This window comes from Corynebacterium sp. CCUG 71335 (genome assembly GCF_024454075.1).
Classification (GTDB): domain Bacteria; phylum Actinomycetota; class Actinomycetes; order Mycobacteriales; family Mycobacteriaceae; genus Corynebacterium; species Corynebacterium genitalium.
Genome location: NZ_JAGPYY010000009.1, coordinates 41,059 through 59,757, shown reverse-complemented (window position 1 = coordinate 59,757; position 18,699 = coordinate 41,059). Strand labels below are relative to the sequence as shown.

The 18,699-nt window shown below is 61.1% G+C and carries 16 protein-coding genes; 9 read left to right on the top strand and 7 right to left on the bottom strand.

Going from position 1 to position 18,699, the window contains the following annotated elements; all coding sequences use genetic code 11:
- The 5 genes from KBX19_RS07760 to KBX19_RS07740 all read right to left on the bottom strand — a co-directional run bounded on the left by KBX19_RS07760 (position 1) and on the right by KBX19_RS07740 (position 5,399).
- The gene (locus tag KBX19_RS07760) at positions 1-711 is read right to left on the bottom strand and encodes an HAD-IA family hydrolase (protein WP_255998223.1); all 711 of its coding nucleotides are present in this window, start codon (positions 709-711) and stop codon (positions 1-3) included.
- The gene (gene phnE, locus KBX19_RS07755; protein ID WP_255998221.1) at positions 687-2,366 is read right to left on the bottom strand and encodes a phosphonate ABC transporter, permease protein PhnE; all 1,680 of its coding nucleotides are present in this window, start codon (positions 2,364-2,366) and stop codon (positions 687-689) included. The genes KBX19_RS07760 and phnE overlap by 25 nt, the downstream gene beginning before the upstream one ends.
- Positions 2,363-3,151, bottom strand: a complete 789-nt coding sequence (gene phnC, locus KBX19_RS07750) for a phosphonate ABC transporter ATP-binding protein (protein WP_255998220.1) — start codon at positions 3,149-3,151, stop codon at positions 2,363-2,365. Before phnC ends, phnE begins: the two co-directional genes overlap by 4 nt.
- Before the next feature lie 27 nt (positions 3,152-3,178).
- Complete coding sequence (locus KBX19_RS07745) at positions 3,179-4,132, bottom strand: phosphate/phosphite/phosphonate ABC transporter substrate-binding protein (RefSeq protein WP_255998218.1); 954 nt, start codon at positions 4,130-4,132, stop codon at positions 3,179-3,181.
- Between the two features lie 151 nt (positions 4,133-4,283).
- A complete protein-coding gene (locus KBX19_RS07740; RefSeq protein ID WP_255998217.1) occupies positions 4,284-5,399 on the bottom strand; it encodes a TIGR03364 family FAD-dependent oxidoreductase in 1,116 nt (371 codons plus the stop codon).
- 191 nt (positions 5,400-5,590) lie between these two features.
- On the opposite strand from KBX19_RS07740, the gene KBX19_RS07735 reads away from it, so the two are divergent.
- The 7 genes from KBX19_RS07735 to KBX19_RS07705 all read left to right on the top strand — a co-directional run bounded on the left by KBX19_RS07735 (position 5,591) and on the right by KBX19_RS07705 (position 12,971).
- A complete protein-coding gene (locus tag KBX19_RS07735) occupies positions 5,591-6,349 on the top strand; it encodes a GntR family transcriptional regulator (protein WP_255998215.1) in 759 nt (252 codons plus the stop codon).
- A gap of 86 nt (positions 6,350-6,435) precedes the next feature.
- Complete coding sequence (locus tag KBX19_RS07730; RefSeq protein ID WP_255998213.1) at positions 6,436-7,443, top strand: LLM class flavin-dependent oxidoreductase; 1,008 nt, start codon at positions 6,436-6,438, stop codon at positions 7,441-7,443.
- Between the two features lie 88 nt (positions 7,444-7,531).
- Positions 7,532-8,326 (top strand): GntR family transcriptional regulator, encoded by a 795-nt coding sequence (locus KBX19_RS07725; protein WP_005289273.1) that lies wholly within the window; start codon positions 7,532-7,534, stop codon positions 8,324-8,326.
- 43 nt (positions 8,327-8,369) lie between these two features.
- Positions 8,370-9,851, top strand: a complete 1,482-nt coding sequence (locus KBX19_RS07720) for an ABC transporter substrate-binding protein (RefSeq protein WP_305083780.1) — start codon at positions 8,370-8,372, stop codon at positions 9,849-9,851.
- Positions 9,848-10,780 (top strand): ABC transporter permease, encoded by a 933-nt coding sequence (locus KBX19_RS07715; protein ID WP_255995545.1) that lies wholly within the window; start codon positions 9,848-9,850, stop codon positions 10,778-10,780. The genes KBX19_RS07720 and KBX19_RS07715 overlap by 4 nt, the downstream gene beginning before the upstream one ends.
- Positions 10,777-11,583 carry an ABC transporter permease gene (locus KBX19_RS07710; RefSeq protein WP_255998210.1) on the top strand — a complete coding sequence of 269 codons (807 nt, stop codon included), beginning with the start codon at positions 10,777-10,779 and terminating at the stop codon, positions 11,581-11,583. The genes KBX19_RS07715 and KBX19_RS07710 overlap by 4 nt, the downstream gene beginning before the upstream one ends.
- A complete protein-coding gene (locus KBX19_RS07705) occupies positions 11,580-12,971 on the top strand; it encodes an ABC transporter ATP-binding protein (protein WP_255998208.1) in 1,392 nt (463 codons plus the stop codon). Before KBX19_RS07710 ends, KBX19_RS07705 begins: the two co-directional genes overlap by 4 nt.
- Positions 12,972-12,998: 27 nt before the next feature.
- On the opposite strand, the gene KBX19_RS07700 is transcribed toward KBX19_RS07705, so the two are convergent.
- Positions 12,999-14,297 carry a phosphatase PAP2 family protein gene (locus tag KBX19_RS07700; protein WP_005289257.1) on the bottom strand — a complete coding sequence of 433 codons (1,299 nt, stop codon included), beginning with the start codon at positions 14,295-14,297 and terminating at the stop codon, positions 12,999-13,001.
- A 55-nt stretch (positions 14,298-14,352) separates the two neighbouring features.
- On the opposite strand from KBX19_RS07700, the gene KBX19_RS07695 reads away from it, so the two are divergent.
- Positions 14,353-15,240 (top strand): ribokinase, encoded by an 888-nt coding sequence (locus KBX19_RS07695; protein WP_005289255.1) that lies wholly within the window; start codon positions 14,353-14,355, stop codon positions 15,238-15,240.
- A gap of 113 nt (positions 15,241-15,353) precedes the next feature.
- On the opposite strand, the gene KBX19_RS07690 is transcribed toward KBX19_RS07695, so the two are convergent.
- The gene (locus KBX19_RS07690) at positions 15,354-16,643 is read right to left on the bottom strand and encodes an alpha/beta fold hydrolase (RefSeq protein ID WP_255998206.1); all 1,290 of its coding nucleotides are present in this window, start codon (positions 16,641-16,643) and stop codon (positions 15,354-15,356) included.
- A gap of 128 nt (positions 16,644-16,771) precedes the next feature.
- On the opposite strand from KBX19_RS07690, the gene KBX19_RS07685 reads away from it, so the two are divergent.
- The gene (locus tag KBX19_RS07685) at positions 16,772-18,694 is read left to right on the top strand and encodes a BCCT family transporter (RefSeq protein ID WP_255998279.1); all 1,923 of its coding nucleotides are present in this window, start codon (positions 16,772-16,774) and stop codon (positions 18,692-18,694) included.
- Positions 18,695-18,699 lie beyond the last annotated feature (5 nt).

The window sequence follows — 18,699 nt, the reverse complement described above, 5'->3', positions numbered from 1 at the left end:
CTACTTGAGTAGTTCCAGGTTCGTGAACTCAGCGACGGTTTCGAGCACCGCATCAGCTCCGAGTTCTTCAAAATCCTGCTGTGAAAGGTGCCCTGTGAGAACTCCGGCCGACATCACTCCCGCTTTTTGGGCGGACCGAATGTCAGCCTCGGTGTCTCCTACGCTGAGGACCTTGGCTGGGTCTGTTACTCCCACGTCCTCCATAACTTTCTGGATGAGGTAAGGCTCCGGCCGCCCAGCGGGAACTTCGTCGCCGGCTGCTGTCGAATCAATGATCCCAGTGCCTGCCCAGCCCAGAGCGTGGAGAATGACATCGGTGATTTCGCGGGAGAAGCCCGTCGTCAAGCCGATCTTGATGCCTGATTCTCGGAGGGTATGCAGAGCTCCTTCAACCCCGGGAAGAACCGTTGGCGGGTTGAGCTCGTATGTCTGCCGCAGCTCGTTTCGGAACCATTCCCAGGCCTCGTTCACAGCCTCGTCGCTGGTCTCAACCCCGCCAATGCTCATGAGTTTTTCAATTGCGTACTTCTTCTCGGTGCCCATGAGCTGTTGGAACTCCGCGTCTGAGTAGCGGGCTCCTGTGCGTTCGGTTGCTTCTCGAAGCACCCGGTAGACCTCGTCGCGATCGTTGATCGTCGTGCCTGCCATATCGAAAATAATGAGCTCTTTCATGAGCTTCCTTTCTTCTATCTGATTGTCTTCCGCAGCCATACGGAGATGGCTTCGACGATGAGCACCACGACGACCATGAGGATGAGGATCATGGTGACGACTTGGAACTCGTTGATCCGGGCCGCGTTGAGCAGCAGGAAGCCAACGCCCCCTGCACCCACCACACCAAGGAGCGTCGCTGAGCGGATATTTGTGTCCAGCAGGTACAGCGTGTGAGCGAGGAACGCCGGAGCAGCCTGCCTGATGGTCGCCGAAAAGAAGACTTGTGCCTCGCTTGCTCCAGAAGTGCGAACTGCTTCTTGCACCTTGACGTCAGTTTCTTCGAGCGAATCCGCAATCAGTTTGGAAAGAAGCCCCACTGCACCCACTGCGAGAGCAAGAGTTCCGGCGACTGCTCCCAGGCCCGAGATCACCACGAAAATAATGGCCAGGATGAGCTCCGGAATTCCGCGAACCACGACGATGAATACGCGGAAGAATCCATGCACCGCCGGAATCTTGACTACGTTGCGCGCGGCTAGGCAGCCGATGGGGATAGCGAGAACCGCTCCAATGAACGTCGCTGCGAAAGCGATCTGCAGCGTCACAAGGAGTTCTTCCAGCATTGTTCCCAAAGTGCCATTTGTAGAAGGCGGAAAGAACAAACCCAGAGTCGTAGGCAGTTCCAGCAAACCTCCCCAGATCTGCTTCCAATTCAGGTCGACCGTGATGAACGCCCACGCCGTGATGACGATAAGAGTCACGAAGCTGGCGAATCGACCCACTCGATCGCCATTCCACGGTGGCGCAAGCTGCGTTTTCTCTGACCTACCCGTGCCGCGTGCAAACAAGCGGTCTGCCCATGTCGCGTTAGTTCTGGATCCTCCACCGCCCAGGAGAGCCTTGCGGAGAGCTCCAGAAATCATCTCGATGACGATGCACAGGCCCAGCACGAGCAACGCCAAGGCCATTCCTCGCTGGTAATCAAGAACTCGCAGCGCGTCCGAAATGGCGAGACCGATGCCGCCCACTCCGACATACCCGAGGAGGACAGAGGTACGAAGGTTAATGTCGAAACGGTGCAGCGCTGTCGCGATGGCTTGCGGTAGCAGCGGCTGCGGAATGGCCGCCCAGATTTGCTGCCTGCGGTCGCACCCCGATGCTTCAAGCGATTCTCGAGGTCCATCATCCAGCTCTTCGATGGCATCCGCGTACAACTTGGCAATCATGCCCACGGAGTGAATACCCATCGCAAGAATGCCAGCGGCAGCACCGAGACCAAACACTCTGAGGAAGAGAATCGCGAGCACGAGATCTGGGATGGCACGTGCAAGCACTGTGAGGGTTCGACCCGCCATCTGAGCCCCGCGTCCCGATGATGTCGGTCGAGCTGACATCAGGGCGACCGGGATTGACAGCACGACTGCAAGGAGTGTGGACAACGTGACGATGGCGAGTGTCTCCCCGATCAGGGAGAGCGTTTCATGCAGTGGTGGAAAGTCGAGCGGAAAGATCCTCTTCAAAAAGGCTGTTGCATTGTCGACGGAAGATGCAATCACCCCGGGGTTGATACCGATCGAAATGATCGACCATATTCCGCAGACCACAAACACCAACGCGACAACGATGGCGGCGATTGTGTTTGCGGACGGAGCTGGCCGTTTCGGCAATCCGCGCGTAGGCGGAGGAGAAGTACGCTCTATCGTCGTGGTCATGCGGACATCTCCGTTGCCGTTTCTTCCTCTGCACCTGCAACCGCGGAGTAAATGGCATTCGCGTCCTCGACCGTCATTGAGGATGTGTCTTGGTCGAGCACCACTTGGCCGGATCGAAGGCCGATGATCCGGTCCCCGAAATCTACGGCAAGCTGGACCTGGTGCAGGGAGCAAACGACTGTCAACTTTTCTTCCTGCGAGATTTCGGTCAAAAGTTCCATGACGCCTTTGGACGAAACCGGGTCAAGAGAAGCAACTGGTTCATCCGCCAGAAGGACCTTCGGGTGCTGCATCAATGCGCGCGCGATAGCCACACGCTGTTGCTGCCCGCCAGACAATGTGTCCGCACGTTGGAAGGCACGGTCCCCGAGACCGACGCGCTCCAACTGCTCGATCGCTTCGGATCGAACATCCTTCGGGTACGTCATCAACGACAACCGAGGGCCGTTGAGTGACCCGAGTCTGCCTGTGCACACGTTCTCAAGAACCGACATCGGGCCGATGAGGTTGAAGTGTTGAAAGATGACACCGATGTCTTTCCTCAGGGCGCGCATTTCTTTCGATTTCAGCGTGCTCAGGTCTTTTCCGAGCACATTCACTTCGCCGGTGGTCGGTTTGTGCAAACCGTTGAGGTGGCGAAGGAGAGTGGATTTGCCCGATCCGGACAGACCGAGCAGAACAGTGATCTCTCCCTCCGGCACATCCAAGGTGACATCGTCGAGACCCAGAACGCCTCCACCGAAATCCTTGGTCACGTTGCCTAGACTGATTACCGAGTTTTCCATGGTGAAACCCCCTCAAGAAGGTGAAAGCTAACCGACGTTCCGGCACGCGGGAGCGTCGGTCGTTTCACAAATGTCGCGGATCGAATCGAAGTCCGAGTCCTCAACTTCGACGTAACCCCAACCAAGCTCTTCCGGAAGGACACAATCTTCTTCAGAGTCGCAGATGCCTTCCTCAACGAGTGCTGGCTTGTTGGCCTTCGTCCGAATTGCTTCGATGATCTTGTTGGCGGTTTCCTCGTCGATCGTGTCTTGGTTGATGGCGATCGGATCCTCCGTGATCGGGTCAGACTCCCAAATAGACTTCACGTCACCCTCGTTGATCTGACCAGATTCACTGAGGGTGCTCACCATGGAGTTGTGAGCGAAGGCTGCGTCGCATTCGCCGGATACGAGCGAGAGAATGGAGGCGTCGTGGCCGCCCGCCATCACCTGCTCGATGTCGGCCTCCATGTCAATCCCGTCGTCCATGAGGCCCTTCATGGGAACGAGGTAGCCCGAGGTCGATGCCTGATCGACGAAGCAAACGTTTTTACCTTTCAGGTCCGCCAGGGTCTCGATGTCGTCGTTGTCGGATTTCACATACGCCAGAGAGCTGTACGCAGGCGGCTCGCCTTCCTCATCCGTGCCGGCTGCGGCAGGTTTGAGGTTCACACCGGAGTCCTTTGCAATCACGTAGGAGAAAGGTCCGAAGGAGGCCACGTCGATCTGTCCAGCGCGCATGCCCTCAACGACTGCTGCATAGTCAGAAGCGTTCTGGAATTCGACTGTTCGTCCTGTCTCCTTCTCGATGAGCTTGGTGATGTTTTCAAAGTCTGAGACCAGCGAATCAGAAGACTCTGCCGGAACGGCAGCGAACTTGATGGGATCGCCAGAGCCAGCCGAACCATTGGAATCGTCATCGGACGAGCTGCACGCCTGAAGCGCAAGTGCGGGAAGGATAGCAATGCTGGCGATAGCGGCGGTACGTGAAATGCGGGACATGATTCAACCTTTCAAAAATCCATACGGTGTGCATCCCTCAAAACCTGGGGTGCTGTTGGAAATTCTGCATGAGGCTACAACACTTGTCTAGATCAGTACCGCCTATTCATGTACATGTAACCGCGCGTCAACCCGTCCAGGAAATTGCGGGCTAGAAGTTATCCACCGTCTCACCCCGAAGCGCCACCGCAGCTACCCCGAAAGACAATGTCATTCCGATTCCCGACGTGACCACGAGCACCGTAGTTTTGGCATCCACTTGTTCAACAATGAGATTCGTGTCGGCCGAGTCCGCGTAGTGCCCCATCCACCTTTGCAACACGTTCGGCCGATCGATGCCGAGATACTCGGCCGACTTGGAAAGGAGCAGGTCCGCGACGTTTTCCTCGATGAACGGCACAGGACTCAGAGCGTAGTCATGGGAATCGCCCACAAGCAGCCCTTCCGGGATCGACGTGGCCATGAGATTCGCAATGGAACCAACTAGCTCTGGCTCGCGGGCAGCCAGTTCTTCCCGCAACGCAGGCACACTGGGCATCGCAGCAAACCCGTCGTACCGGCACAAAGATGTCCCAGTGAGCATGGCCAGATCTGCCGGAATTGCATCAGGCTTCGCGACAAGTGCCATAGCTAGAGTGCAGATCCGAACTGCATGACGTTGCGCCACCTCAGGAAAGAGATCCATGAGCTGATCTCCGGGACAGACGATGACCCGTTCGCCCTCGAAGTCACCTCGCGTGGTCGCCACGACCCCGTCGCGCGCACCTGTCACTCTCGTGTTCCACCGGAAGTCCACACCCATCCCTTCTAAGGCTTGAGCGATCCTGGGAGCCGCTTCGCGTGGGTTTACTCGCATATCCCAAGGGAGATGCGCACCTCCGACAGCCTCCAGTCCAGGGTTGCCAATCGACTCTGCAACGGCTGCCCCAGTCACGAGTTTCACCTGCTGATCCCCGCGGTGAGCTGCAAACTCCTCCAGCACGGCCATCTCGAGTTCCGTGGCCGCCGGGACCCACGTACCCGACTCCGCTACCCAGAAATTCGCGTCCCGAGCAGCAGACAACCATCCATTCCTCGACTCTTCCGCCACCGACTGAACGACATCAGCTTGGCCTGTGAAGCAGGCATGGCCGAAGTTCATGATCGACGAATGCACTGGCCGATCTTCAGCCTCAACGACCAGCACTCGATCCCCGCTTTTAGCAGCCAAGTACGCAGCCGCCAACCCGAGAATGCCTGAACCTACAACAATCGTTTGATATGCCATGACCTAGATTCTCGCCAAGTTAGAAAGAACTCACCATACTTGGATAGGCAAGTTAACCGAATGTTCACTGAATCAACCCCTCGAGGAGACGGAGCCGAAAGAACAGCCGTTTAACATAAGTCGTTCCGAGCGTGATTGAATCGCATCTTGACGGGACAAGATCATGAACACAGTCATGAGGAGGGATTGTTGTGGCTGCCCCTAAGCAGGCAACGCACCAAGATATTGCTGCGTGGCTACGTGAATCCATCCGTAATGGCACGTACAAGGCGGGCGACGCGATTCCCTCAGAATCTGAGCTGTGCGCCAAGTTCAATTCAGCACGCGGCACTGTGCGACAAGCCGTCTCGCTTCTGCGCACGGAAGGACTGGTTTCATCCGGTCAGGGGCGGCGCTCCCGAGTCCTAGCCGAGTTTCCTTCCCAATCCTTCGACGGTGTGGTGTCCTATTCGCAGTGGTGCCGTGCGAGCGGTATTACTCCAGGACAACGGACTCAATCGGTGACCAGAACCTTTGCTGGTGAGGCCTTTGCGGAAGATTTTGGAATCGATCCGATGGATCCTGTCGTTCAGGTCTTTCGCTTGCGTTTGATGGATGGTGTTCCAGCGATGGTGGAACGCCTGACGTACCCCTTCGAGATCGGTCGTCTTGTTCTCCAGTTCGACCCCGACTCGGGCTCCATCTATGACCACTTGATCGAGAGCGGAGTTGATATCGACACCGCCCTGCGCACCATCGATGCCATGGGGGCTCCGAAGGAAGATGCTGAACTGTTGGAAGTTCCCGAAGGCACTCCTTTGCTTCGCGTCCGACGCAAAGCTTTCACGTCCACGGGGCGACCGATTGAATCTTCCGATGACCGCTACCTCTTCGACAAAGCCCGTTTCGCGGTCACCACTTCGCGCAGCAACCCAGTTCCACTGTCCATGCTCAGCACAGAATTCCCCTGATCGGTCACCCGGGCCCTCCGCAAAACTGACCTCACAACCGTCCGCAAGGTTGGGAATGATCGGCGATGCATGGCGTTGTACCAAGCATGGATCAGTCAACTTCTTCTTCCACGCGAGCAACCCTGTCCCTCCTCGACTTTTGCACCGTGCGCGACAACGAGACCGCAGGTGAATCCATGCAGCGGTCGGTCGAATTGGCCCAGACGGGTGAACGGTTGGGCTATGATCGTGTCTGGTACTCCGAGCACCACAACATGCCGTCGATCGCCTCGTCCTCTCCGGCAGTGCTGATCTCCCACATCGCTGCTAAGACGGAGAAGATCCGGCTCGGCGCTGGCGGTGTCATGCTGCCGAATCACTCGCCGTACGTCATTGCAGAACAGTTCGGCACCCTCGCCGAGCTCTACCCGGACCGCATTGACCTTGGCCTGGGCCGCGCGCCCGGCACGGATCAGCAGACGCTGGGCGCTGCTTTGCGGCGTGACCCTCGCGCCGCCGACAACTTCCCCAACGACGTCTTGGAGCTGCAGGGTTACTTGGCCGGCAAACCCGTCATCCCGGGGGTGACAGCAGTTCCGGGCGCCGGGACGAACGTGCCGCTGTACATTCTCGGCTCATCGATGTTCGGTGCCTCGTTGGCGGCGAAGATCGGTCTGCCCTACTCGTTCGCTTCGCACTTTGCGCCGACCCACCTGGTGGAGGCGACGAAGTACTACCGCGAGAACTTCCAACCCTCCGAGTACTGCGAGGAGCCGTATGTGATTGCGGCGGTGAACGTGACGGCGTCGGACAGCGAAGAGGACGCTGCGCGGCAAACGGAGTTAGTGCATCGTGCTCGTGTCCGCGCGCTGCTGGGTCGCCAGGGGCGCGTGCTGAGCGAGGAACAGCTTGACGCTGTGATGAACGCGCCGCAGGGCCAGCAGATCGTGGGCATGCTGCGCTACACGGCCCAGGGCACAAGCGAGCAGATCACCGATTATCTGGAGCAGTTCCAGGAGCTTTCTGGAGCCGATGAGCTGATGATTTCCCTGCAGTCCCCCACCCACGAAGAGTCGCTGCGCTCGATGGAGATCCTCTCGGATGCGTGGGCTTAGCGGGCACTGACCCTGTCGACAACGCTCATGGGCAGTTCATTAAAGTAAAGGCCGCTGAACACATTCGGATGAACGCATATCAAGAGGAGTGGGGATCATTTCACGCCGGCAGCAGCACGAGGAAATCGCCGAGTACCTCCAAGATTTGATCCAAAGCGGCGAACTTGCCCCCGGCGATCCGCTTCCCTCCGAAGCTGAGCTGTGCGAGAAGTTCGATTCTTCCCGCGGCCCGGTGCGCCAAGCGGTGGCCACGTTGCGTGCCGACGGCCTGATCTCCTCCGGCCGCGGACGCCGCTCCATTGTTCTGCTCGCGCCGTCGACAAGCAGCTTCGACGCTCTCCTATCCGCCTCTGCCCTGATGAAGGAGCAAGGCCGCACATCCGGCGGGAAAATCCTGCGGATAGCTCGCGAACCGGCTGATGACCGTACAGCTCGGGCCCTCCAGCTTGAGCAGGGCGACCCGGTTGTCGAGGTCGAACGGGTGCGTTCCGCAGACGGTGTGCCCGCCGTGATCGAGCGTCTGGTGTTTCCGTTCAAGATCGGTGAGCGACTGCTCGCGATGTCGGAAGACAACGAGTCTGTGCACGAGATCTTGGCGCAGCACGGGATCAACGCCGACAACGCTGTGCGCATCGGCCAGATCACCACAGCGACTGCGGAGCAGGCAACGTTGCTGGAAATCGAAGAAGGCGCTCCGCTGTGGCACGTGGAACTGCGCGCGTCGACGTTTCAGGGCGAGCACATCGAGTATGCGGAGTATGACTTCCGCGGCGACATGATGCGCTTGGTCATGTCGAATGTCCGCGGCGGGCCGGTGCCGGTGAAGTTCAGCATCATCGATCCGGGCACGCAGCCTGGTGACTACGGTGAATATAACAATTAGCCGAACAAGACCCCCTGTTAACTTTTTGGTAACCTCAGCGCCTATGAAACCAGTCATGTGCGCTGCTGCTCTTGCCCTAGCAGGGGCACTAGCAGGGTGTTCCGCAGGCAGCACAGCCACAAACGTGGGGCGGATCGAGCCCGGCAGCGTCGTCGTGGGCACCACGTCCGCGCCCGAGTCGCTCGATTTCACCACTACATCAGGCGCGGCGATTCCGCAGGCGCTCATGAACAATGTCTACGAAACGCTCGTGCGTATCGACGAATCCGGCAACCCCGCCCCGTTCCTCGCCGAGAGCTGGGACATCAGCGATGACCGAACCGAGTACACCTTCCACCTCAAAGAGGGCGTGACCTTTTCCAACGGGGACGAGTTCACTGCTGAAACGGCCGCGTTCTCCATCAACTACGTCAAGGACTCCTGGACCAACGGTTTGAAGGCGCAGATGGACCCGGTGGTGGGGGCAGAGGCTGCGGATAAGCACACGCTGAAGGTGACACTCGACGCGCCGTCGAATAGCTGGCTGTGGTCCATGGGCACGCTCACGGGCGCCATGATGACGCCGAGCGGTGTTGACGCGCTGGCCACGACACCTGTAGGCACGGGCCCGTACACCGTGAAGCACTTCGCGGTGGGCGAGTCGATCTCCTTCGACGCGCGCGAAGACTACTGGGGTGAAGGCGCACAGCAGGACGCTGCGATCAGGTACTTCTCCGACGCGGTCTCCTCGGTCAACGCACTGCGCGTCGGCGATGTGGATGTGGTGTGGTCGCTGCAGGCCCCTGAGCTGCTGCAGACGCTTCCCGACGATTTCGATGTTCAGGTGGGCACCACCAACGGCGAAGTAGTACTGAGCCTCAACAACCGGCGCGCCCCCTTCGACGACCCGGCTGTGCGCCGCGCGGTAGCCTACGCGATCGATCGACGCGCGCTCAATGACGTCGTCTGGTCTGGGATGGCCACCGACACCGGTGGCGCACCCGTACCGCCGACAGACCCGTGGTTCACGGGGCAGGATTACTATCCCTTTGATCCGGACAAAGCCCGCGAGCTTCTTGCCGGCCGCGAACCCGAGATCACACTGACCATCCCCTCGCTGCCCTACGCCCAGCACGCGGCGGAGCTGATTTTCTCGCAGCTATCCGATGTCGGTTTCCAAGTGAAGCTGGAGACCGTCGAGTTCCCAGCCGTGTGGTTGGGTCAAGTGCTCAAGCAGGCGGATTACCAGGCCTCGCTCATCGCGCACGTGGAGCCGCGGGACATGCAGAACTTGTTCGGCAATCCGGAGTATTACCTCGGCTACGACTCTGAAAAAGTACGCGAGGATTTCGCCCTCGCCGACGCCGGTGACCAGCAAGAGCAGGTCGCAGGGATGCAAGCAGCGGTGAACACCATCATGGCGGACGTGGGCGCCCTGACGTTGGCCAATGCCCCGAACATCGTGGTCACTGCACCCGGAGTGACCGGTGTGGACCCGAACGTGGTCACTGACGGTCTCGGCCTAGCGGGGGTGAAGAAGAAATGAAGCAGATCGGACTCGCTCTGTTGCGGTTCGTGCTCATGCTGTTCGCCGCCAGCGTGATCATCTTCGTGCTGCTGCGCGCAGTTCCGGGCGACCCGGCGCGCATCGCGCTCGGCGTGACCGCAACGGACGAGGATGTCGCGGCGTTGGCGGCGCAGCTCGGCACCGACCGGCCGCTTGTGGTGCAGTACTTCGACTGGATCGGCAGCCTGCTCACCGGCGACTTCGGTGTCTCACTGTCCAGCCAGCAGGAGATCACTCCCCTGGTGTGGGACCGGGTGCAGGTCTCGCTGATCCTGACGGTATCCGCCATGGTGCTCTCTTTGCTCATCGCCATCCCGCTGGGCACATTGTTGGCGCGGCGGAACTCAGCGATGCTCGGGGCTCTGACGCAGATTGGCATTGCTGTGCCCAGCTTCCTTGCCGGCATCCTCGCGATCGCGGTGTTTTCCGTGTGGCTCGGTTGGCTCCCGGCGAACGGCTGGTCGCCGCCGAATGCGGGATTCGGGAAATTCCTCTCCCACCTCGTACTGCCAGTGGTGTCTTTGACGCTCGTGCAAGCGGCCATCCTCACCCGATACGTCCGCTCCGCCGTCGCAGAAGAAATGGATAAAGACTACGTGCGCACAGCACGTTCCATCGGGCTGTCCACGCGCGAAGCGCTTTACCGGCACGCACTGAAAAACGCGCTCTTGCCGGTACTCACCGTTGCTGGTCTCCAGATGAGCACGCTCATTGTGGGCGCTGTCGTCATTGAAAGAGTCTTCGTCATTCCGGGTGTCGGCTCGATGCTTCTCGACGCTGTAGCCACCCGCGACCTGACTACCGTTCAAACCATCATGATGCTGCTGGTCGTGTTCACCCTGGCCGTGACTCTCTTGGTGGACCTGCTCTACCGGCTGGTCGACCCGCGTTTGAGGAGGCAAGCATGAGACGGTTCCCTGCGACCTTCTGGGTGGGCGCGGTGCTGGTCGGTATCGTCGTCACGCTGGGGCTCATCGCGCTGGTGTGGACGCCGTACAACCCTGTCCAAGCGAACCCCGAACAGCGACTGGAGGCGTTTTCCGCCACCCATTGGATGGGCACGGACCAGTACGGCCGCGACATGCTCAGCCGCATCATGGACGGTGCCCGCATCTCGCTGCTGGTCGCGTTCGGCTCGGTCGCGTTGTCAGCACTGATCGGAGTGCCGCTGGGCATGTGGGCGGGCATGTCCCGCGGCTGGATTGAGACACTCATCATGCGCTCCAACGACCTGCTGTTGGCCTTCCCCGCTTTGCTGTTGGCCATCGTGTTCACCGCGGTGTTCGGCGCGTCAATGTGGACCGTGGTGCTGGCGATCGGCATCGCGGGCATCCCCGGCTTCGCACGCGTGGCGCGGGTAGGCACACTGCAGGTCATGGCGCAGGACTACATTCTCTCCGCCCGGGTCTCTCGCGTGCCCGGCCCGGTCATCGCGTGGCGGCACGTGCTGCCCAATATCGCTGCGATCCTCATTGTTCAGGTCTCCGTCGCGCTCGCGCTGGCCATCCTCGCTGAGGCCGGTTTGTCCTTCCTCGGATTGGGCACGCCCGCCCCGTACGCTTCCTGGGGCAGGATGCTGCAGGCTTCCCAGGCCTATCTGGCCACCGCACCCCACCTTGCGCTATGGCCTGGGCTGGCTATCGCGGCGACAGTCCTTGGGCTCAATCTGCTGAGCGACGGCCTCCAGACCGCCTGGAAGGTGAAACGATGACAACTCCCTTGGTGCATGTAGAAAGCCTCTCGATCCCCCGGATCCTGGAGGACATTTCCTTCGACATCTCCCCCGGTGAGCGCGTGGGCCTGATCGGTGAGTCCGGCTCCGGCAAATCCATGACCGCCATGTCCATCATGGGCTTGGTCGACCCGCGGCTGAAGGTCTCCGGTTCGATCACCGTGCATGGCCAAGAAGTGACCCGCAGCATGCGCGGCACCACCGTGGCCATGGTCTTCCAGGAACCGATGACCGCACTTGACCCGCTCATGACGGTCGAGCGCCAAGTCGCTGAGGCCAGCTCGCTAGATCGCGCGCGCGAACTCCTGCGCGAGGTCGGCATTGAGCGCACCGCCGCCTATCCGCACGAGCTCTCCGGCGGCCAGCGCCAGCGCGTGCTCATCGCCCTAGCTATTGCCGGCGACCCGGACCTGCTCATTTGCGACGAGCCAACCACAGCCCTCGACGTGACCGTTCAGGCGCAGATCCTCGATCTGCTCGACCGCCTGGTCCGGGAGCGCAACATGGCGCTGCTGTTCATCACCCACGACCTTGGCGTCATCTCCCGGATGACGGACCGGATCATCGTGCTCAAGGACGGACGCATCGTTGACCCCGACGCGGACCTGAAGAATCCGCAGGTGGACTACACAGCACAGTTGGTCGCGGCGTCGCGGCCGGGGGAACCGGCGCTGGTGCGCGACGCGGATAAGCCGATCGTTGAACTTGACCACGTCACCTGGCGCCGCGGTGACACGCTCGCGCTTGATGACGTCTCTTTGACCGTCCGCAAAGGCGAGCGCCTCGGCATCGTCGGTGGATCGGGCTCGGGCAAGACTTCGTTGCTGCGACTCATCGCAGGTCTAGGTGAGCCAGATAGTGGCACCGTGCGTGTCGACGGCGGCTTGCAGATGGTCTTCCAAGACCCCTACTCCTCGCTGAATCCGCGCCGGAAAGTGCGCGATTCGATCCGCGAATCCGGCACCGATAAGCAACGCGCGGATGAGGTGCTGGCCCAAGTCGGCCTGGAGGGCACGGGCGATCGTCTTCCCAACGAGTTCTCCGGCGGGCAGCGCCAACGCATCTCCATTGCGCGCGCCGCTGCCCCGCGCCCGGAAATCCTCATTGCCGACGAGCCAGTTTCGGCGCTCGACGTGTCAGTGCGGGCTCAGGTGCTCGAGCTTCTCGACGACCTTGTGGTCCACGACAAACTCACCCTCATCTTCGTTTCCCACGACCTGTCCGTCGTACGGCAGGTGTGCCCCACGATCGCGGTGCTGCACAAGGGCCGCATCGTGGAGACCGGCCCGACCGAAGACGTGTGGGCGAACCCGCAGCACGAGTACACGCGCAAGCTGCTGGCCTCCATCCCTGCGTTCGAGTATTAGCGCTCAAACGCAGGAAGGAGATCGCCGCTAACGCAGAACGGTGACCGATCCGTCCTGGTTGACGTTGACCTTCGCAGACGTCGCCGCGGCCAGGTTGACGCGCTGCCAGGAACCGCCCTCCGCTTGCCAGTCCAGCGGGTTGCCCGGCGCGGTGGCGGTCTGCGCAATGACCTGCGCGCGCTGGTGGTAGTTGAGCTCGGGGAAGCTCGCCGCGATGAGCGTCGGCGCTGCCTGCGGGACGATCATCGGGGCGTCGGTGCGGTAGATCGGCTTGAAGTCGTAGGTGTTCCACTTCGTGGTCTGCTCCACGGCCGTCGCGGTGGGCACATACGGTTTATCGGATGCCACCAGCTCCGGAATGGACTTGCCGGTGCGCCACTGCATCTCGGCGCGCAGCTCAGCGGCAGCCTGGTCGAACGCGTTGCGCATCTTCGGGTCATTCAGACGATCCGCAGCAGCAGCCTGGCCGGACATGCGCCCGCCGATGACATCGAGCGGGTAGTGCACCCCCAGCACGATCCGGCTGTGACCGGCTTCAGCACCACGGTAGTGGAGCTGCGGGGCAGCCTCCGGGACCATGTACGCCAGCAGCGAAGTGACCAGCGCAGCCTGGTTGGTGTGGCCGGACGGGAAAGACTTCGAGGTCAGGTACAGGTCCTCCCCCGGCGGGTTGTAGCGCTTGATGCGATCCGGGGCGACCACGTGCGGGCGGTTGTAGTTGAAGATCTGCTTCTCGGCGAAGGTGGAGCTGGCGATGCCGCCGGAGCGGGCCAGGTAGCCGTTACCCAGCAGGTACTGCGTCTTGGGTAGGCGGCCTTCGCGCAGGGCGTCGCGGAACTGCTTGCCGAATTCCTCGCCAAGACCCTCCGACAGCGTCACCAGCAGCTCGTCGGAGGAGGCGACAGCGTCGACCTGAGCGCGGCGCACCAGCTCCGGGTCGGAGGATGCAGCATTGTTGATGGCGATGACCTGCTGCAGGTTGGAGTCCATCACGTCGGGGCGGTTGTCGCGCAGGGACGGGAAGAGGCGGTTGACCTCGGCGTAAATGCCGTACTGGTAAGGCGAGATATCGGAAATGTAGCCGGCCAGGTAATCCGGGCTGAACGGCACCGGTTGCGGGGCGCCGCTGGCCTCGCGGGGAACCTGTCCGGTCGAGGATCCGGTGTTCGGATCGCGCAGCTGCGGCACTGTGACCTTGGAGTTCGGCGGGAGGTTGAAGTTCACGTGACCCAACGGCTGAGCGTGAGCCGGGGCGGCGGTGAGCGAAACAGCAGGAACGGCAACGGCCAGTGCGGTGGAGAAAATGGCAGGGAGGAGACGCTTCATGCGATGAGAGTAACCCGGCCCCGCACACCCTGCAGTACTTCCCTACCCTGGGGGTATGGCAGAGATTGTTGTGGTCGGTTCCATCAACGCAGACCTGACCGTGGGTGTCGCGCGCCACCCCCATCCGGGCGAGACTCTTCTGGGCACTGGCGGGGGCATCTCCGCTGGCGGCAAGGGCGCGAACCAGGCCGTTGCCGCCGCGCGGCTGGGCAGTTCCGTCGCCATGGTCGGCGCTGTCGGCGACGACACCAACGCCGAGGACGCGACCGCTCTACTGAAAGAAGCGGGGGTAGATCTCAGTGGAGTTATCATCGGCACGGAAGTCACTGGCTTAGCCGTGATCACCGTCGCTGAGGACGGAGAGAACACGATCATCGTGGTGCCGGGGGCGAATGGGGAGATGGGGGCTGGTGCCGTCGAGAAGCAAAAAGCTCTCATCGAGACAGCGGAACTTGTCCTGCTGCAAGGCGAAATCCCTGCTGACGGTTTCAAGCGCTCGGTCGAGCTGAGCCGTGGGCGCGTGGTGATCAATCTAGCGCCGGTCATCGACGTCGACCAAGACGTTCTCCTGCGGGCCGATCCGCTCGTGGTGAACGAGCATGAGGCTGCCGGCGTGCTGGAGATGCTCGGCCACGCCTCCCCAGACGACCCGCAGAAGCAGCTGGACGCGTTGATGCAGGCTGGCTTTGCTTCCGTGGTGATCACGCTCGGCGCAGACGGTGCACTCGTCGCAGCCGACGGCATGAGCGAGAAGATCGACTCTCCGCGTGTGCAGGCGGTGGACACGGTCGGGGCGGGCGACGCGTTCACGGGTGCGCTGTGCCACCAGCTCGTCCACGGCGCAGACATCGTGGACGCCGCGCGCTTCGCCGCGAAGGTCGGCGCATTCTCCGTGACCCGGCACGGAGCCCAAGCCTCCTACCCGCTAGCAGGAGAGCTCTAGCAAGCCCCGGCTAGCGGCAGATGTAGAACAACAGCGCGGGGTCGAGGACGTGCTCTTCGGTGTACTCAAACATGGCATCCAAAGTCTCGAACATGGTGTCCATGCCGGATAGTTTAACCCTGCGAAGCACCCTCGCCGTGCATTGCGTCATAAATCCCACGGAACAGTTCTGCGCCGTGGGCATAGATCGCGTCATGGGCCCAATCGGGGTGCGACCAGACCTTCATGTTCCCAATCTTCGCTGCGTTCTCGCAGGCCATCTCGAAGGGAATGAACATATCTTGCTCGTATAGAGCAACTACTGCCGGGACCTCGTTGACGTAGAGCTGCTCCTCGTTGAACACCCGGGAGAAGTCCGTCTTCTGCGCGAGCTTGTGCACCTCTTCGCGGAACGGGATCAGTGCCGGATCTTCGTCGAAGTGGTGTTTGAAGAAGTAGTTGCCCAGCAGGTAGTACGGCTCGTCCAGGTTCGTCGGGTCTGCGTCAAGCCGAAAGCCCGGCCGTCCGGCCATCGTGCGTTCCGCCGCCCAGTTCGGCGCCTGCCCCGGCCCGCCAAAGAGCGTTTCGTGCAGCACCGCCCACAGCGGGTTGCGTTCCAGCGAGACAAAGTCATTGACCATCGCCAGGAAGTCTTTGCGCAACCGCTTGTCCGCTTGACGGCGGTCAAACGGCTCCTCCAACAAAATCGCCAACGAATGAAAACCCTGCTCCTCGCCGAGCGCAACACCTACGAAACGGAAACGGTTCGCGGTGAGCCGCTCACCCGTGGGCAGGAATTCCTCGACGTTGTTCAAATGGTCGCAGATCTCCCGGACGCGCTCTTGCGCATTCGGCACCGTGGCGTAGAAGTCCTCGATGCGCGCGTGGAAAAGGCCGAGTGTGACCTCGTTGTACACCTCGGGCGACCAGCCCAGCTGCGGCAGCGCCCCGGTGAGATACGCGTGGCCGATGCCGCCCGGTGCCCACGAGAGGTAACTTCCAGTGCACAGCGCGCCGAACGAGTTGCCCAGCACGTCCCACTTCGCAAACCCCAGGTGCCGGCGCAAATCCTCCGCGTCAGCGACGACATCGGGACAGCGGAGTTTGGACAAGATGCGTTCGTCGATAAGCTCCGGCGTGCCGCGGTCGATCTTGCCGGAACGACCCGTGCCGCGTTCATCCATGAGGAAGATGCGGTAGTGCTGCAACGCCTCCGGAATCCAGCCCTGCATGAAGCGCGGTGCGGGGTGGCCGGGGCCGCCTTGGAGAAACAACAGTGGCGGAAGGCTCTCTCCGTCCCCGTGCGCGTAGAGCTCGCGCGCGAACAGCTCGAAGGTGCCCAACTCCGGGCGCTCGCGGTCCCACGGGACCTGAAGCGTATGTTCCCGCGTACGCGCGTTCGGGGGGATGATTGTGGAGATCATCAGATAAGTATGCCAGAACCTGGTTGAATCTTGAGCACACCTAAAACCCAGGAAGGCGATACTTCATGTCCAGCACGAGAAGCACACGGCCCTCCGGCAGCCCCCTGCCGAAGCCGATCCGCTCGGTGATGCACCCCGACGCCAGCCGAAAGACCCGCGACAAAGACAAGTACCCCGACGGGATGCACCCCGGTCTGATCCGCGGCATCAGCGTTGAAGAGCAGCGCTACGAATTCGGAGTGGACAAGGTCGTCTTCGGTGTCGCGGCAGCGCTCATCGTGGGATTCATCGCGTGGGGTGTCTACAGCCCGGAATCGGTTTCGGAGACAGCAGGTGAAGCATTCGCCTGGGGCATGGAGCACGCCGGATGGCTGTTCAACATCGTGATGTTCGTCTGCGTGCTTCTCGTTGCGGTGATTGCGCTCAGCCGCATGGGCCAGATCCGTCTGGGCAAGGACGACGAGGAACCGGAGTTCGGCCGCTTCTCGTGGGTGGCCATGATGTTTGCCGCAGGCATCGGCGTGGGCATCTTCTTCTTCGGCCCGTCTGAACCGCTGCAATTCTTCCTCGATCCGCCACCGCTGACAAACGAGGCCGGCACGGAGACCGCCATGCACCAAGCGCTCGCCCAGTCCAACTTTCACTGGGGTTTGAACCCGTGGGCGATCTACTCCCTCGTGGGCGCGGCCATCGCCTATTCCACCTACCGCCGCGGCCGCCCGCTGTTGATGTCCTCACTCTTCGCGCCGCTGATGGGCGAGTCGAAGAACGACACCATTCTTGGCCGCACCATCGACATCATGGCTGTGGCCGCCACCCTGTTCGGAACCGCGGCATCGCTCGGTATCGCCGCCCTGCAAATCGGGGAAGGTCTCGGCATTGTCACCGACCTCGAAGTGGGCAACCCGATCCTGCTGACCATCATCGGGGCCCTCACCTTGGGCTTTGTCATCTCCGCGGTCTCTGGTGTGTCCAAGGGCATCCGCATCCTGTCGAACACCAACATCACGCTGACTTTCGCGTCAATACTCTTCATCTTCCTCACCGGCCCCACCCTGTTGCTGATCAACCTGATCCCCTCGGGCACGCTGTACTACTTCCACGAGTTCTTCAACATGGCGTCGCGCTCGCTGTCCTGGGGCGAAGAGACGCTGGCGTTCCAATCCGAGTGGACTGCGTTCTACTGGGCATGGTGGATCTCCTGGGCGCCGTTCGTCGGCACGTTCCTGGCAAAAATTTCCCGCGGCCGCACCCTGCGCGAATTCATCCTCATGACCGTGGCCGTGCCTACCGCCATCCTCATCCTGGCATTCAGCATCTTCGGCGGCACCGCGATTTCTTTCTCCCGCGACGGCGTCCCCGGGTTCGACGGCGAGTCCACGCCAGAACAAGTGCTTTTCTCGCTTTTCGACGCTCTTCCGCTATCCAACTTCACCCCCTACCTGCTCATCGCTATCCTGGCCGTCTTCTTCATCACCACCGCAGACTCTGCTTCCGTGGTCATGGGCACCATGTCCTCGAAGGGCGACCCGGAATCCAACAAGATGGTCTCCATCTTCTGGGGCCTGTGCATGATGGGCGTGGCCGTGGTGATGCTGCTGGCCGGCGGCGAGGATGCCCTAAGCGGCCTGCAGTCGCTGACGGTGCTGATTGCCCTGCCCTTCTCGCTGGTGGTGTTGGGCCTGTTGTTCTCCTTCGTCCGCGACCTGACCACTGATCCGCACACCATCCGTGACCGTTACGCGGAGTCCGCGTTGCAGTACGCGGTGTGGCACGGCCTTGAGGATTATGGCGACAACTTCGAGCTGGTAATCAAGGAGTCGCGCTACGGTGACGGTGCAGGCAAGGACTTTGACTCCTCCGATGACAAGTACACCAGCTGGTACGAGCGTTATGACGAAGACGGCAACCGCGTCGGCTACGACTACGAAACCGACACATGGGAAGACGGCTACACCCGCGAGGAAGTCGACGACCGAGTCGACGAGGACGACCCTGATTCCGATGTCGAATCCGAAACGGGCGAACAAACGGCAGACTCCGAACGTTAGACAGG